At 58.0% G+C, this 16,053-nt stretch carries 16 protein-coding genes; 15 read left to right on the top strand and 1 reads right to left on the bottom strand.

Annotation, left to right across the window (positions count from 1 at the left end):
* Positions 1 to 37: 37 nt before the first annotated feature.
* Positions 38 to 820, bottom strand: coding sequence for a type I methionyl aminopeptidase (gene map, locus AC2LD7_RS16745; RefSeq protein ID WP_484598859.1), 783 nt, complete (start codon positions 818 to 820; stop codon positions 38 to 40).
* Positions 821 to 1,123: 303 nt separating this feature from the next.
* Between map and rpsB the strand changes: the two genes are divergently transcribed.
* The 15 genes from rpsB (at position 1,124) to rnhB (ending at position 15,848) form a co-directional block, all read left to right on the top strand.
* Positions 1,124 to 1,864, top strand: coding sequence for a 30S ribosomal protein S2 (rpsB, locus tag AC2LD7_RS16740; protein ID WP_484598858.1), 741 nt, complete (start codon positions 1,124 to 1,126; stop codon positions 1,862 to 1,864).
* A 127-nt stretch (positions 1,865 to 1,991) separates the two neighbouring features.
* Complete coding sequence (gene tsf, locus AC2LD7_RS16735; protein WP_484598857.1) at positions 1,992 to 2,861, top strand: translation elongation factor Ts; 870 nt, start codon at positions 1,992 to 1,994, stop codon at positions 2,859 to 2,861.
* Between the two features lie 196 nt (positions 2,862 to 3,057).
* Positions 3,058 to 3,801, top strand: coding sequence for a UMP kinase (gene pyrH / locus AC2LD7_RS16730; RefSeq protein WP_484598856.1), 744 nt, complete (start codon positions 3,058 to 3,060; stop codon positions 3,799 to 3,801).
* Complete coding sequence (gene frr / locus AC2LD7_RS16725) at positions 3,798 to 4,355, top strand: ribosome recycling factor (protein WP_484598855.1); 558 nt, start codon at positions 3,798 to 3,800, stop codon at positions 4,353 to 4,355. Before pyrH ends, frr begins: the two co-directional genes overlap by 4 nt.
* Before the next feature lie 160 nt (positions 4,356 to 4,515).
* Positions 4,516 to 5,277, top strand: coding sequence for a polyprenyl diphosphate synthase (gene uppS, locus AC2LD7_RS16720; RefSeq protein ID WP_484598854.1), 762 nt, complete (start codon positions 4,516 to 4,518; stop codon positions 5,275 to 5,277).
* Positions 5,271 to 6,083, top strand: coding sequence for a phosphatidate cytidylyltransferase (locus AC2LD7_RS16715; protein WP_484598853.1), 813 nt, complete (start codon positions 5,271 to 5,273; stop codon positions 6,081 to 6,083). The genes uppS and AC2LD7_RS16715 overlap by 7 nt, the downstream gene beginning before the upstream one ends.
* Complete coding sequence (ispC, locus tag AC2LD7_RS16710) at positions 6,083 to 7,273, top strand: 1-deoxy-D-xylulose-5-phosphate reductoisomerase (protein WP_484598852.1); 1,191 nt, start codon at positions 6,083 to 6,085, stop codon at positions 7,271 to 7,273. The genes AC2LD7_RS16715 and ispC overlap by 1 nt, the downstream gene beginning before the upstream one ends.
* A gap of 98 nt (positions 7,274 to 7,371) precedes the next feature.
* The gene (gene rseP / locus AC2LD7_RS16705) at positions 7,372 to 8,724 is read left to right on the top strand and encodes an RIP metalloprotease RseP (protein WP_484598851.1); all 1,353 of its coding nucleotides are present in this window, start codon (positions 7,372 to 7,374) and stop codon (positions 8,722 to 8,724) included.
* Positions 8,725 to 8,793: 69 nt separating this feature from the next.
* On the top strand, positions 8,794 to 11,157 hold the full coding sequence (gene bamA / locus AC2LD7_RS16700) for an outer membrane protein assembly factor BamA (protein WP_484598850.1): 2,364 nt from the start codon (positions 8,794 to 8,796) through the stop codon (positions 11,155 to 11,157).
* 47 nt (positions 11,158 to 11,204) lie between these two features.
* Complete coding sequence (locus AC2LD7_RS16695; protein WP_484598849.1) at positions 11,205 to 11,708, top strand: OmpH/Skp family outer membrane protein; 504 nt, start codon at positions 11,205 to 11,207, stop codon at positions 11,706 to 11,708.
* The gene (lpxD, locus tag AC2LD7_RS16690) at positions 11,708 to 12,766 is read left to right on the top strand and encodes a UDP-3-O-(3-hydroxymyristoyl)glucosamine N-acyltransferase (RefSeq protein WP_484598848.1); all 1,059 of its coding nucleotides are present in this window, start codon (positions 11,708 to 11,710) and stop codon (positions 12,764 to 12,766) included. The genes AC2LD7_RS16695 and lpxD overlap by 1 nt, the downstream gene beginning before the upstream one ends.
* 98 nt (positions 12,767 to 12,864) lie before the next feature.
* Positions 12,865 to 13,305, top strand: a complete 441-nt coding sequence (gene fabZ / locus AC2LD7_RS16685) for a 3-hydroxyacyl-ACP dehydratase FabZ (protein ID WP_484598847.1) — start codon at positions 12,865 to 12,867, stop codon at positions 13,303 to 13,305.
* Entirely contained in the window at positions 13,302 to 14,072 is a 771-nt protein-coding gene (gene lpxA, locus AC2LD7_RS16680; protein ID WP_484598846.1) for an acyl-ACP--UDP-N-acetylglucosamine O-acyltransferase, read from the top strand. The genes fabZ and lpxA overlap by 4 nt, the downstream gene beginning before the upstream one ends.
* Before the next feature lies 1 nt (position 14,073).
* Positions 14,074 to 15,207, top strand: coding sequence for a lipid-A-disaccharide synthase (gene lpxB / locus AC2LD7_RS16675; RefSeq protein WP_484598845.1), 1,134 nt, complete (start codon positions 14,074 to 14,076; stop codon positions 15,205 to 15,207).
* The gene (rnhB, locus tag AC2LD7_RS16670) at positions 15,207 to 15,848 is read left to right on the top strand and encodes a ribonuclease HII (RefSeq protein WP_484598844.1); all 642 of its coding nucleotides are present in this window, start codon (positions 15,207 to 15,209) and stop codon (positions 15,846 to 15,848) included. The genes lpxB and rnhB overlap by 1 nt, the downstream gene beginning before the upstream one ends.
* Positions 15,849 to 16,053: the final 205 nt, after the last annotated feature.

The raw sequence follows: 16,053 nt of genomic DNA, 5'->3' as shown, positions 1-16,053 counted from the left end.
CCAGCACTCTCCATCAAGGCAACATATCGATAACTGATCAGGACGACGTGCGAGCGATGGTGTCATCGCTGCGCAGCGTGAAGATTTCATAACCATCGGTAGTCACCACGATGGTGTGTTCCCACTGTGCTGACAGCTTGCGATCCTTGGTGATGGCTGTCCAGCCGTCACCGAGCAGCCGGGTTTCCGAGCGACCCTGGTTGATCATCGGCTCGATGGTGAAGGTCATGCCTTCCTTCAGCTCCAGGCCAGTCCCGGCACGCCCATAGTGAAGCACCTGCGGTTCCTCGTGGAAGACCTTGCCGATGCCGTGGCCACAATATTCACGGACCACTGAAAAGCCGTTTTTTTCGGCATGCTTCTGGATCACTTCACCGATATCGCCAAGACGGACACCGGGGCGGACGATCTCGATACCTTTATAAAGGCATTCCTGGGTTACCTTACACAGGCGCTCGGCCCATTCCGGGGCTTTGCCGACAATGAACATCTTGCTCGTATCGCCGTGGTAGCCATCTTTAATGACGGTAATGTCGATATTCAGAATGTCACCATCTTTTAGCGGCTTCTCGTTAGGGATGCCGTGGCAGACGACGTGGTTGATAGACGTACAGATCGACTTCGGGTAGCCCTTGTAATTGAGCGGGGCGGGTATGGCCTGCTGCACGTTGACGATGTGGTCATGGCAGAGACGGTCCAGCTCCTCGGTAGTGATACCCGGCTTGACGTATTCGCCGATCATCTCCAGCACCTCGGCGGCGAGCCGCCCAGCAATGCGCATTTTCTCGATATCTTCGGGCGTCTTGATGGAAACGGTCATGCAACCCTCTTGGCGCCAAGAGGCGCAGGCGGAAAAATTGAAGAGGCAAATGATAAACCAAATAGGCGAAGAGCCGATAAAGCGCTGGAGGCTGTAAGGCTGAACGAGAAGCAGGGCGTGCGGGAATTGCGTTCTGTCCAGCCTCTAGCCTCTCGCCTGCCTTTATGCTATAAAACGCGCCGCTCTGCGGGAGTACCTGCCGAGCCTGACCCCACACACGTGTCGACACGGTATCCTGGGTGCTCGCAAGAGTTGGATATCGGGACGCGTGGAGGCCTAACCCGACTTATCTGAGGAAGTCCCATGTCTCAAGTCACCATGCGCGATATGCTGAAGGCCGGTGTGCACTTCGGCCACCAGACCCGTTACTGGAACCCGAAAATGAATAAATACATTTTCGGTGCGCGCAACAAGATTCATATCATCAACCTTGAGCAAACCCTGCCGATGTTCAACGACGCTCTGCGTTTCGTTGAAAAACTGGCTGCTGGCAAGAACAAGATTCTGTTCGTCGGTACCAAGCGTTCCGCAGGCAAGATCGTTCGCGAAGAAGCCGCTCGCTGTGGCTCTCCCTATGTCGATCACCGCTGGTTGGGCGGTATGCTGACCAACTACAAGACCATCCGCGCTTCGATCAAGCGTCTGCGTGATCTTGAAGTTCAGTCTCAGGACGGCACCTTCGAGAAGTTGACCAAGAAAGAAGCCCTGATGCGTACCCGCGATCTCGAGAAGCTCGATCGCAGTTTGGGTGGTATCAAGGATATGGGCGGCCTGCCTGACGCCATGTTCGTCGTCGATGTCGATCACGAGCGCATTGCCATCTCAGAAGCCAACAAGCTGGGCATCCCGGTCATCGGTATCGTCGATACCAACAGCAGCCCGGAAGGTGTGGACTACATTATCCCTGGTAATGATGATGCCATCCGTGCCGTGCAACTCTATCTGGGTTCGATGGCCGATGCAGTACTGCGTGGCCGCCAGAATGGTGCCGGCGGTGCTGACCAGTTCGTCGAAGAAGCTGCCCCTGAGGCCGCTCAAGGCTGAGCGCGGTTGCCGCATAGCTGATAGCCGTTGAACAAAAAGGGGGCTATGCCCCCTTTTTGTCACTTCCGAATTGATCGCCTGATTAGTGAGGCGATGATCGAAAATCGAATCGAGAGGATTTGCGAACATGGCAGAGATCACTGCAGCCCTGGTTAAAGAACTGCGCGAGCGCACTGGCCAAGGCATGATGGATTGCAAAAAAGCACTCACCGCTGCTGGCGGTGACATCGAGAAAGCCATTGACGACATGCGTGCTGCTGGCGCCATCAAGGCAGCCAAGAAGGCGGGCAACATCGCTGCTGAAGGCTCCATCGCGGTCAAGGTTGCCGAAGACAACAAGCGCGCCGTGATTATCGAAGTCAACTCGCAGACCGATTTCCTGGCACTGCAGGACGACTTCAAGAATTTCGTCAGCAACAGCGTTGAAAAAGCCTTCGCCGAAAAGATGACTGACGCCGCTCCGCTGATTGCCGCTCAGGAAAGCGATCGCGAAGCGCTGGTAGCCAAGGTTGGCGAGAACGTTAATATCCGTCGCCTGACCGCCGTTGAGGCTGATCTTGTGGGCTCTTATCTGCACGGTCATCGCATCGGTGTTCTGGTTGCGCTGAAAGGCGGTACCGTCGAGCTGGCGAAGGAAATCGCCATGCACGTCGCGGCCAGCAACCCGCAGTTCCTCGATCCGTCCCAGGTTTCTGAAGACGCTGTGGCCAAGGAGAAGGAAATCTTCCTGGCGCTGAACGAAGACAAGATCAAGGGCAAGCCGGCGGAGATCGTCGAGAAGATGGTTGCTGGGCGCATCAGCAAGTTCCTTGCTGAAGCCAGCCTGGTCGAGCAGGCGTTCGTCAAGGATCCTGACGTCAAGGTTGGCGCTCTGGCCAAGAAGGCTGGGGCTGAGATCGTTTCCTTCGTGCGTTACGAAGTAGGCGAAGGCATCGAGCGCGCCGAGGTTGACTTCGCCGCCGAAGTGGCCGCTCAGGTCGCTGCAATCAAGCAATAAGCCGTTCCTGCTGTCCTCGAAGAGGCTGCCCGCTCACGCGCGCGGCCTCTTTGTCGAACTGGAGGGCGGAATTGTTCCTTTCGTCACGTTATAGTCATTAGCTTGGCACCAAGCCGCAGCTTCGCTGTCATAGCGCAGATATTTTCTGGCTGTACAGCATGTCAGTCATATAAATGCCGCAGGAGACACAACGCCAATGGCTCAGCAGATGAGTGCACGCAATCCTCGCTATAAACGCATTCTGCTCAAATTAAGCGGCGAAGCCTTAATGGGCTCGGAAGACTTTGGCATCGATCCCAAGGTGCTAGATCGCATGGCCTTGGAAGTCGGTCAGCTGGTTGGAATAGGCGTAGAAGTTGGCCTGGTCATCGGTGGCGGTAACCTGTTCCGTGGTGCAGCGCTGTCCGCCGCTGGTATGGATCGTGTCACCGGGGACCACATGGGTATGCTGGCCACTGTGATGAACTCCCTGGCGATGCGCGATGCACTGGAGCGTTCCAACATCCCCGCGCTGGTGATGTCATCTATCTCCATGGTTGGCGTCACCGATCATTACGACCGCCGCAAGGCGATGCGTCATCTCAAAAGTGGTGAGGTCGTGATCTTTTCGGCGGGCACCGGCAACCCGTTCTTCACTACCGATTCGGCTGCATGTCTGCGTGCCATCGAAATCCATGCTGACGTCGTGCTCAAGGCCACAAAGGTCGACGGCGTCTACACCGCGGATCCTTTCAAGGACCCGAACGCTGAGAAATTCGAGCAGCTGACCTATGATGACGTGCTCGACCGCAAGCTCGGCGTAATGGATCTGACGGCCATTTGCCTGTGCCGCGATCACAACATGCCGCTGCGGGTGTTCAACATGAACAAGCCCGGCGCCCTGCTCAATATCGTGCTTGGCGGCGCTGAAGGAACCCTGATCGAGGAATCGAATCAATGATCAATGAGATCAAGCAAGACGCACAGGAACGCATGAAGAAAACCCTGGAATCCTTGGGCCATGCGTTTGCGAAGATCCGTACCGGTCGTGCCCATCCGAGCATTCTTGATAGCGTAATGGTGTCCTACTATGGCAGCGATACTCCGCTGCGCCAGATCGCCAACGTTATCGCCGAAGACTCTCGCACCCTGGCGCTGACGGTCTTCGACCGCGGCATGATCCAGGCGGTCGAAAAGGCCATCATGACCTCCGATCTTGGCCTTAACCCGGCCACTGCCGGCACTACCATCCGTGTGCCGATGCCGGCTCTGACCGAAGAGACGCGCAAGGGTTATACCAAGCAGGCGCGCGCAGAGGCCGAAAATGCCCGTGTCGCTGTGCGCAATATCCGTCGCGATGCGCTCGCGCAGCTCAAGGATCTGGTGAAGGAAAAGGAAATCAGTGAAGACGAGGAGCGCCGTGCTCAGGATGACGTTCAAAAGCTGACCGACAAGCACGTCGCGGAAATCGACAAGGCGCTGGAAAACAAAGAAAACGACCTGATGGCCGTTTGACGTTGTTATGCCGGACTTCGTCCGTATCGCTCATGTCGGAGCGTGCCGGCTTCGTTAGGATCGGCATGCGAGGGGCTATTCAGTCGTATCCCCGGAAATGGCCATCGGCAATTTCTCCTATTGTTCGCAGCGCGTGATTGAGCGCAGGTAGAGTCGTTTCATGGAAAAGGTCAGGCAGATTGCCGGGCGGAATGTACCCCGCCATGTTGCAATCATCATGGATGGCAACAATCGCTGGGCAAAGAGGCGCCTGTTGCCGGGCGTGGCCGGACACAAGGCGGGCGTCGATGCGGTCCGGGCTGTCATCGAGGTCTGTGCCGAAGCGGGTGTCGAGGTGTTGACACTGTTTGCGTTCTCCAGCGAGAACTGGCAACGGCCAGCCGATGAAGTCAGCGCTTTGATGGAGCTGTTTCTCACCGCTTTGCGCCGGGAAGCGCGCAGGCTCAACGACAACGGCATCAGCTTGCGTGTCATCGGTGATCGCTCGCGCTTCCATCCCGAACTCCAGGCCGCCATGCTGGAAGCCGAACAGATGACGGCGGGAAGTAGTCGCTTCGTGCTTCAGGTGGCAGCCAACTATGGTGGTCAGTGGGATGTCCTTCAAGCCGCACAGCGAATGGCCCGTGAAGCGCAGATCGGTCGTCTTAATCCGGACGAGATCACCCCGGCGCTTTTTCAAAGCTACCTGGCGACGGGTGATATGCCTGCGCCGGATCTGTGCATTCGCACCGGAGGTGAGCGGCGCATCAGCAACTTTCTGTTGTGGCAGCTGGCCTACGCCGAGCTGTATTTTTCCGACCTGTTCTGGCCGGATTTCAAGCATGACGCAATGCGCACCGCGCTGGCCGATTTCGCCAAGCGGCAACGGCGTTTTGGCAAGACCGGTGATCAGGTCGAGACAGAGGTCCGTGCAGAATGTTGAAACAACGCATCATCACCGCCGCCATTCTCCTGCCGATTGCGCTGATCGGCTTCTTTCTCCTTGAAGGTCTCGCATTCGCCTTGTTCATTGGCGTGGTAGTGATCCTGGGGGGGTGGGAATGGGCGCGTTTGGCCGGCTGTGCCGGTCAGGCCGTGCGGGTCGGTTATGCAGTGATCGTTGCTCTGCTGTTGGCTGTGCTATACCGGTTCCCGGCGCTCGCGCCTTGGCTGCTCTCGATCAGCGTGGTTTGGTGGTTGGTTGCGACGTCGCTGGTACTCAGTTATCCAGCTAGCCAGCGCCATTGGGGAGGGCGCATCGGTAGTTTAATGATCGGTTTGCTGATTTTGCTTCCGGCTTGGCAGGCGTTGGTGCTGCTCAAGCAGTGGCCGCAAGGCAACTGGTTGATCGTGGCGGTAATGGTGTTGGTCTGGGCTGCCGATATCGGCGCCTATTTTTCCGGAAAGACCTTTGGTCGGCGAAAGCTCGCGCCGCAGGTCAGTCCGGGCAAGAGCTGGGAGGGGTTGATCGGTGGGCTGATAACCAGTCTGCTTATTACCCTTGGCGTCGGGCTTTATCAGGGCTGGTCGACTCGGGAACTGGTGTTGGCACTGCTGGGTGCGGCTCTGGTAGTGGTGATCTCCGTCGTTGGTGACCTGACCGAAAGCATGTTTAAACGCAGTTCTGGAATCAAAGACAGCAGCCAATTGCTGCCTGGCCATGGTGGTGTGATGGACCGCATCGACAGCCTGACCGCCGCGGTGCCGATATTCACCGTTCTGTTGTGGCTGGCCGGGTGGGGTGCCTAGTGAGCAGACCCTTGCAAGTAACGGTGCTTGGCGCGACCGGTTCGATCGGCTTGAGCACGCTGGACGTTATCGCTCGTCATCCCGAGCGCTATCAGGTCTTCGCATTGACAGCATTTAGCCGTATTGCCGAATTACGTGAGCTCTGCCGCTTGCATCGTCCTCGTTACGCCGTGGTGGCCGATAGCGGTCAGGCTCGCGACCTGCAAGGCCAGCTCAGTGACGATGGTATGCGCACTCGCGTACTGGTGGGTGAGGGTGGCTTGAGCGAAGTAGCGGCGCATCCCGAAACCGACGTGGTAATGGCGGCGATCGTCGGCGCTGCGGGCTTGCGTCCAACGCTTTCGGCGGTGCAGGCAAACAAGCGCGTGCTGCTGGCGAACAAGGAAGCGCTGGTCATGTCCGGCGGGTTGTTCATGCAGGCGTTGCGCGACAGTACGGCCGTGCTGCTGCCCATCGATAGTGAGCACAACGCGATATTTCAATGCCTGCCAGGCGACTATTCCGCCGGGCTTGCCAATGTGGGTGTCAGGCGAATCCTGCTCACTGCCTCTGGTGGACCATTCCGTGAGCTACCACTCGAGCAGCTTGCGACTGTCACGACCGAACAGGCATGCGCGCACCCGAACTGGACCATGGGGCGCAAGATTTCGGTGGATTCGGCCAGCATGATGAACAAGGGGCTCGAACTCATCGAGGCGTGTTGGCTGTTCGATGCGCGCCCAGATCAGGTCGAGGTGGTCATTCACCCGCAAAGCGTCATCCATTCTATGGTCGACTATGTCGATGGCTCGGTTCTGGCTCAGTTGGGTAATCCCGACATGCGCACGCCGATTGCTCACGCACTGGCCTGGCCGGAGCGAATCGATTCCGGCGTATCAGTGCTGGATCTGCTGCAGATAGGCCGTCTGGATTTCCACGCGCCCGATCAGCAGCGGTTTCCCTGTCTTCGCATCGCCCGGCAGGCTGCACAGGAGGGCGGAACGGCGCCTGCGATGCTCAATGCGGCGAACGAAGTGGCAGTGGAGGCGTTCCTCAATGGCCGCATTCGCTTCACCGAAATCGCGAGTATCATCGAAGACGTTCTCGATCTCGAGGCTTCGGTCCCTGCTCGCTGTCTGGCAGATGTGCTTGCTGCCGATGCGCAGGCTCGCGTGCTTGCTTCGCGCTGGTTGCATAGTCGCGATCGATAGCGGCCGAGGACGTCCAACCAGCCGTGGGGACGTCCGTATAGGCTTTGAGTTCGCTAGAGCTGGTGGTTTCTAAACGGTCTTTCAAGGCAGAGGGAGTTATGGGCGCGCTGTACATGATCATCGGCACCCTCGTTGCGTTGGGTGTGCTGGTAACGTTCCACGAATACGGTCATTTCTGGGTCGCACGCCGCTGTGGCGTCAAGGTGCTGCGTTTCTCCGTGGGCTTCGGTCATCCCCTGTTGCGTTGGCATGATCGGCAGGGCACCGAGTTCGTGATTGCAGCGATTCCGCTCGGCGGCTACGTGAAGATGCTTGACGAACGTGAGGGTGACGTTCCGCCGGCGCTTCTGGATCAAGCCTTCAACCGCAAAACGGTCAAGCAACGCTTCGCTATCGTATCGGCCGGGCCATTAGCTAACTTCCTTCTAGCCCTGGTGTTCTTCTGGGCGCTGGCGATGCTCGGCAGTGAGCAGGTACGGCCAGTGGTCGGTGCCGTCGAGGTTGGCAGCCTCGCCGAACGCGGCGGTCTGGCAGCAGGGCAGGAAATCGTCGAGGTCAACGGCAAACCCACCGCTGGTTGGGCAGAGGTCAATTTGCAATTGATCAGGCGGCTTGGCGAAAGCGGCTCACTGGAAATGTTGGTGCGTGAGGCTGACGACAGTCAGACACAGCGAGTGCGGCTGGAGCTGAATGAATGGCTCAAAGGCGTCGAGGGGCCGGATCCGATCAGGTCGTTGGGCATCAGACCTTGGCGCCCGGAAATCGCGCCCGTAGTGGCTCAGCTTGATCCCGAAGGGCCTGCGCAGGCTGCTGGCGTACGCCTCGGTGATCGATTGGTCAGCCTCGATGGCGAGCCACTGAATGTCTGGCAGGAAGTCGTCGACCGAGTCAGGCCCCTGGCGGGAAAGCCGGTGCGGTTGGAAGTCGAGCGTGATGGCAGTTTGCTCGAACTTCCTCTGACTTTGGCCGAGCGCGGCGAGGGGGATAACCGTCGCGGCTACCTTGGGGCAGGCGTTGCGGCCGGCGAATGGCCAGCCGGAATGCTTCGGAACGTTAGCTATGGGCCACTCGAAGCGGTCGGTGAAGGGCTCCGCAGGACCTGGACGATGAGCGTTCTAACGCTCGATTCGTTGAAGAAAATGCTCTTCGGCGAGCTCTCGGTAAAAAACTTGAGCGGCCCGATAACCATTGCTAAAGTGGCGGGCGCTTCTGCACAGTCCGGCGTGGGTGATTTTCTCAACTTCCTCGCCTATCTGAGTATTAGTCTTGGAGTACTTAATTTATTGCCTATCCCCGTCCTGGATGGAGGGCATCTGCTCTTCTATCTGGTCGAGTGGGTCCGTGGACGTCCCTTGTCGGACAGGGTTCAGGGCTGGGGAGTACAGATCGGTATCAGCCTGGTTGTTGGGGTGATGCTGCTTGCGTTGGTCAACGACCTTGGCCGCCTTTAACCGCCATATACCTTGATGTCGCCGCGCCCTGCGCAGGTTCAATTATCAGGTTTGAAAAGAAAGGACTTCATGAAACGTCTGCTGCTACCTGCGGTAATTTCCGCACTGATGATTGCCGAAGTTCACGCCGAGTCCTTCACCATCTCCGATATACGCGTCAATGGTCTGCAGCGAGTTTCCGCCGGCAGTGTCTTTGGTGCTTTGCCGTTGAACGTCGGGCAGGCTACTGATGATAGTCGTCTGGTAGAGGCTACCCGTGCATTGTTCCGCACCGGTTTCTTCGAGGATATCCGGCTTGGCCGCGAAGGTGACGTGTTGGTAATCAACGTCGTGGAGCGGCCGTCGATTTCCGGTATTGAAATCGATGGCAACAAGGCGATCAAGACTGAAGACCTGCTTTCCGGTTTGCAGCAATCGGGGCTCGCCGAAGGCGAAATTTTCCAGCAGGCCACGCTTGAGGGTGTGCGCAACGAACTGCAGCGCCAATATGTTGCCCAGGGGCGTTATTCGGCCACCATCGAAACCGAGGTCGTGCCGCAGCCACGTAATCGCGTCGCGTTGAAGATCAATATCAACGAAGGCTCGGTCGCTTCGATCAAGCACATCAACGTAGTCGGCAATACGGTTTTTCCTGACGAGGATTTGACCGATCTGTTCGAGCTGAAGACCACTAACTGGCTGTCGTTTTTCCGTAATGACGATAAGTACGCTCGCGAAAAGCTGTCTGGTGACCTCGAGCGCCTGCGTTCCTATTATCTGGATCGCGGCTACATCAACATGGATATCACCTCAACCCAAGTATCCATTACGCCAGACAAAAAAGACGTATACGTCACCGTTAATATTGCCGAAGGTGATCGCTATACAGTCAGCGATGTAAAGCTGAGCGGTGACCTGAAGGTACCGCAAGAAGAGCTGCAATCACTATTACTGGCGAAGGAAGGTCAGGTGTTCTCACGCAAGGTGATGACCACGACCTCCGAACTGATCACGCGGCGATTGGGCAATGAGGGTTACACCTTCGCCAACGTAAACGGCGTGCCGGAAACCAACGACGAAGACAACACCGTCTCGATCACCTTTGTAGTCGACCCGGGCAAGCGGGCCTATGTCAATCGCATCAATTTCCGCGGTAACACCAAGACCGAAGATGAAGTGCTGCGTCGTGAGATGCGCCAGATGGAGGGCGGCTGGGCGTCCACCTATTTGATCGATCAGTCCAAGACCCGTCTCGAGCGCCTGGGCTTCTTCAAGGAAGTGAACGTCGAAACCCCGCAGGTGCCCGGCACGGATGACCAGATCGACGTTAATTACAGTGTCGAAGAGCAGCCATCCGGCTCGATCATGGCAAGTATCGGCTTCGCCCAGAACGCCGGTCTGATTCTTGGTGGCTCGATCAGCCAGAACAACTTCCTGGGTACCGGTAACCGCGTCAGCGTGGGTCTGACTCGTAGCGAATACCAGACGCGCTATAACTTTGGGTTCGTCGATCCCTATTGGACCGAAGACGGCGTCAGCCTCGGCTACAATGCCTTCTACCGAACCACAGATTACGATGAGCTGGACTACGACGTCTCCAGCTACTCCGTCGATAGTCTGGGTGGTGGTATCAACATCGGTTATCCGATCAGCGAGACTTCACGCTTGTCGTTCGGCCTGTCCGCTCAGCAGGACACGATCGACAGCGGCCGTTACACGGTCGATGAAATTTTCGACTTCATGGAAGAAGAGGGCGACAGCTATCTCAACTTCAAGGCGTCGGTGGGTTGGTCCGAATCGACCCTAAATCGTGGGGTTCTGGCGACCCGTGGTCATTCGCAGAGCCTTGCGCTGGAAACCACTATTCCTGGTAGCGACCTGTCGTTCTACAAGCTCGACTACAACGCGCAGCTGTTCGTCCCGGTAACCAAGACCTACACCATGCGCCTTCATACTCAGCTGGGCTATGGCGATGCCTACGGTTCGACCTCGCGTCTACCTTTCTATGAGCATTACTATGCCGGCGGTTTCAATTCGGTGCGCGGCTTCAAAGACAGCAGCCTCGGTCCGCGCAGTACACCGAGCCGCGGCGAAACCGTGACGGGGAATGAGGGCACCATCGCCGACCCGGATCAGGATGCGTTGCCCTATGGTGGTAACGTATTGATCCAGGGCGGAATGGAATTGCTTTTCCCGATGCCTTTCGTCAAGGATCAACGCTCGCTGCGCACATCGGTGTTCTGGGATGTTGGTAATGTTTACGACACCAATTGCCCAGCTGAGTCTACGAAGTGCAGCGATATCGACTTTGGCGATGTGGCCAGTTCGATCGGCGTAGGTTTGACTTGGATCACCGCCATGGGCCCTTTGAGTTTCAGCTTGGCAATGCCTGTGGTGAAGCCGGACGAGGCAGATACCCAAGTCTTCCAGTTCTCGCTGGGCCAAACCTTTTAATCACCTGGAGCGATGCTCCAACGCATTCTTGAAGAGTGGTATATACCGTGCGTAAGTTGACCCAATTGCTTGTTGTTGCCGCTGCTCTAGTGGCGACCCCCGCTTTCGCCGAAATGAAGATTGCGGTGATGAACTACCAGATGGCGTTGCTCGAATCGGACGCTGCCAAGCGTTATTCTGTCGATGCGGAGAAGAAGTTCGGTCCGCAGCTGGAGAAGCTCAAAGGGCTAGAAAGCGATGCCAAGCGCATCCAGGACCGTCTGGGGAAGGACGGCGACAAGATGCAACAGGCCGAGCGTGAACGTCTCGAGCTGGAGTTCAAGCAGAAGGCCCGCGACTTCCAGTTCCTCTCCAAGGAGCTCAACGAGTCCAAGGCCTCAGCTGACCGTGACATGCTCAAGCAGCTCAAGCCGAAGCTCGACAAGGCTGTCGAAGAAGTCATCAAGAAGGGTGATTACGACCTGGTACTCGAGCGTGGCGCCGTGGTTGATGTCAAGCCGCAGTACGACATCACTCGCCAGGTCATCGAGCGCATGAATCAGCTGCGCTGATGAGCCAGGTTGTCTATACGCTCGGTGAACTTGCCGAGCAGCTGGGAGCCACGTTGCGCGGCGATGCTGCGCAAGCGGTTTCAAGTCTGGCTACGCTGCAGGAGGCTGGTCCTGATCAGCTGAGTTTCCTGGCCAACGCCCAGTACCGCAAGTTTCTCGCCAGTACCCGTGCAGGCGCTGTATTGCTTACGTCCGAGGATGCCGAGGGCTACGCTGGTGCCGCGCTGATTGTCGCCAATCCCTACCTTGCCTATGCGCGTATCTCACATGTGTTCGAGACGCGGCCGCATTCCCCCTGCGGTATTCATCCAAGTGCCATAGTCGCGCCCAGCGCCCACGTCGATCCGTCCGCAAGCGTCGGTGCTCAGGTTGTGATCGAGGCGCACGCGTGGATCGGGCCAGATGTGGTGATTGGCGCTCAGTCCTTTGTCGGTGCGCGTAGCCGTATTGGCGCTGGGGGGCGCCTGGCTCCGCGAGTTACGCTCTGCCACGACGTTTGCATCGGCGAGCGGGTAGTGATCCAGCCCGGCGCGGTGATCGGTGGCGAAGGTTTCGGTTTTGCCAATCAGCGGGGTAGCTGGGAAAAAATTGCCCAGCTTGGCGGCGTTCGCATCGGCGATGATGTCGAGATTGGCGCCAACACGACCATCGACCGCGGGGCGCTATCGGACACTGTGATTGGCAATGGTGTGAAGCTGGACAATCAAATAATGATCGCCCACAACGTCCAGATCGGCGACAACACTGCCATGGCGGGTTGCTCGGGCATTTCCGGCAGCACAAAAGTTGGTCGCAACTGCATGATTGCGGGTGGTGCCGGGCTCGTTGGTCATATCGAGGTTTGTGACAATGTCTTCATTACAGGCATGACCATGGTTACTCGGTCGATTACCGAGCCAGGAAGCTATTCTTCGGGCACGGCCATGCAGCCAGCCGGCGAATGGCGCAAAAGCGCCGCCCGAATTCGCCATCTCGACGATATGGCGCGTCGTCTGCAACTTGTGGAAAAACGCCTGGCTGCCGTGACCCCGAATGGGGATTCGTCTTCAGATGCCTGACCTTATCGTCTGATTGCCTGCTAGCGGCTGTTCGCCAGCGGGCTGCACGGCTGCAATGGCGTGCCAGCTCCTCTAATCATTACAGGCTTTTTCCTCACATGATGGATATCAACGAGATTCGCGAATACCTTCCCCACCGTTACCCGTTCCTGCTGGTCGACCGGGTAGTGGAACTGGACACGGAAGCCAAGCGAGTTCGCGCGTACAAGAACGTCACCATCAACGAACCGTTCTTCAACGGTCATTTCCCGCAGCACCCGATCATGCCGGGCGTGCTGATTATCGAAGCGATGGCGCAGGCGGCCGGGTTGCTCGGTTTCAAAATGATGGGCGTCAAGCCGGCCGATGGCACGCTTTATTATTTCGTCGGCTCGGACAAGCTGCGCTTCCGTCAGCCGGTAGTGCCGGGTGATCAGTTGATCCTCGAGGCATCTTTCATCAGCGCCAAGCGCGGGATTTGGAAGTTCGACTGCCGGGCCAGCGTCGAAGGCAAGCCCGTATGCTCAGCCGAGATCATTTGTGCGGAACAGAAGATATGATCGACCCTCGCGCCATCGTCGATCCTGCGGCCCGACTGGCTAATGACGTTCAGGTCGGACCATGGTCGATCATCGGCCCGGATGTCGAGATAGGCGAGGGGACGGTGATCGCGTCTCATGTGATCATCAAGGGGCCGACTCGTATCGGTCGCCACAATCACATCTACCAGTTTTCCTCAGTAGGTGAGGACACGCCTGACCTGAAGTACAAGGGCGAGCCGACGCGGCTGGTGATCGGCGATCACAACGTGATCCGTGAAGGCGTGACCATTCACCGTGGCACCGTGCAGGATCGCAGCGAAACCACTATCGGTGATCACAACCTGATCATGGCCTATGCGCATATCGGTCATGACAGCGTCATCGCCAACCACTGCATCCTGGTCAACAACACTGCGCTGGCGGGCCATGTGCATGTGGGCGATTGGGCAATCCTGTCGGGATATACCCTGGTGCATCAGTATTGTCATATTGGCGCGTACAGCTTTTCCGGAATGGGTACTGCCATCGGCAAGGACGTTCCGGCGTTTGTCACGGTCTTTGGCAGTCCGGCCCAGGCGCGCAGCATGAACTTCGAAGGCATGCGCCGTCGTGGTTTCACTGCAGAAGCCATTCTGGCCCTGCGCAACGCCTACAAGATCGTCTACCGCAAAGGGTTGACGGTAGACGCCGCGCTCGCCGAGCTTGCGGCGGATGCGCTGACTTTTCCTGAGGTTGCATTGTTCCGTGACTCGGTGCAGGCATCAAATCGCGGCATCACGCGCTGATATGTCCAGACCGTTGACAGTTGCACTCGTGGCCGGTGAAGCATCTGGCGACATTCTCGGTGCAGGCTTGATGCAGGCCCTCAGGGCTCAGTGCCCCGATGTCGAATTTATCGGTATTGGCGGGTCGCGGATGGAGGCGCTGGGACTCAAATCCTATTTTCCGCTGGAGCGTCTCGCCGTGATGGGGCTGGTGGAAGTGCTCGGTCGGCTGCCTGAGCTGCTGATGCGCCGTAAGCGCTTGCTGCAGACGCTGCTTGACGTGCGGCCCGACGTATTCATCGGGATCGACGCGCCGGATTTCAATTTGGACCTTGCGCTCAAACTACGGCAGGCCGGCATCAAGACTGTGCATTACGTCAGCCCTTCGGTCTGGGCCTGGCGGCAGAAGCGGGTACTGAAGATTCGCGATGCCTGCGACCTGATGCTCACTCTATTTCCGTTCGAAGCGAAATTCTACGACGCTCATCAGGTCGCGGTGCGTTTCGTTGGGCATCCATTGGCCGATACGATCCCGCTGGAGGCCGATCGCGCCGCCGCACGTGCTGCGCTGGATCTACCGCAGCAGGGGCTTGTAGTCGCTCTGATGCCAGGCAGTCGAGGTGGCGAAGTGGGTCGCCTTGGCGAACTCTTCCTCAGCGCCGCGGACCGGCTTCGGTCGATGCGCCCAGGCATCCATTTCGTGGTTCCCTGTGCCAGCCCCGAGCGCCGTGCGCAGTTGGAGCAAATGCTGGTTGGTCGGGACCTGCCGTTGAGGCTGCTCGACGGTCGCTCTCATGAGGCGCTTGCCGCCTGCAATGCAGTGCTGATTGCTTCTGGTACCGCGACGCTGGAAGCCTTGCTTTACAAGCGTCCGATGGTGGTGGCTTATAGCGTCGCGCCGCTGACCTTTCGTATCCTCAAGCGCATGGTGAAAAGTCCCTACGTTGCCCTGCCTAATCTGCTCGCCCAGCGCTTGCTGGTGCCAGAGCTGTTGCAGGACGCGGCGACTCCAGAAGCGATGGCGCAGCTACTGTCACCCTTGTTGGATAATGGCGATGTACAAACCGAGGGGTTCGATGCCATCCATCGAACCCTGCGCTGCGATGCGTCGAGTCAGGCCGCCAATGCGGTACTCGAACTGGTCGAGGCGAACTGATGCAGATGGGTCTGGATTTCAATCTGGTCGAAGAATTGGTCGCCGGGGTCGACGAGGTTGGCCGTGGGCCACTTTGCGGGCCTGTCGTGACTGCTGCTGTGATTCTCGATCCGAGGCGTCCAATCGAGGGGCTTAACGACTCGAAGAAGCTCACCGAGGCGCGGCGTGAGATGCTGTTCGACGAAATCTGCGAGAAAGCGCTGGCCTGGTGTGTGGCACGAGCCGAAGTGCATGAGATCGACCAACTGAACATTCTGCACGCCACCATGCTGGCGATGCAGCGTGCCGTCGAGGGCCTGAGCGTGACGCCTCGGCTGGCACTGATCGACGGTAATCGCTGCCCACAGCTCGCCGTACCCAGCGCTTCGGTGATCCAGGGCGACGGCCAGGTCCCGGCCATTGCCGCCGCCTCGATTCTTGCCAAGGTCAGCCGCGATCGCGAGATGTGCGCGTTAGATCTGTGTTATCCCGGCTACGGTCTGTCGGCGCATAAGGGTTATCCAACTCCCCATCATCTGGATGCGCTGCAGCGACTCGGCCCGTCAATCATTCACCGCCGATCCTTTGCACCGGTACGTCTGTTGTTGGAGCAAGCTGCGCTGATCGATGCCAGAGCCATCGACGCCGCGCTGCTCGTCTGATTTCTACTGACCCGCTCAGTCTGAGCCTTTCGCCATCTGGATGTTAAGCGATAGACGGTAGGCAAGTTGGCGCAGCGGCGTCTCTTATCTAATGCTGTCTAATCGCGGTCCGTGGGCTTGCGTATCGGCTGGAGGCTGCTGATGCTGTTGAGCCTCCAGCCTCCAGCCTCCAGCCTCCAGCCTCCAGCCTCCAGCCTCCAGCCTC

The organism is Stutzerimonas sp. (genome assembly GCF_982611455.1).
Note: the sequence above shows the minus strand (reverse complement) of the source record. Positions and strands in the feature narration are given on the sequence as shown.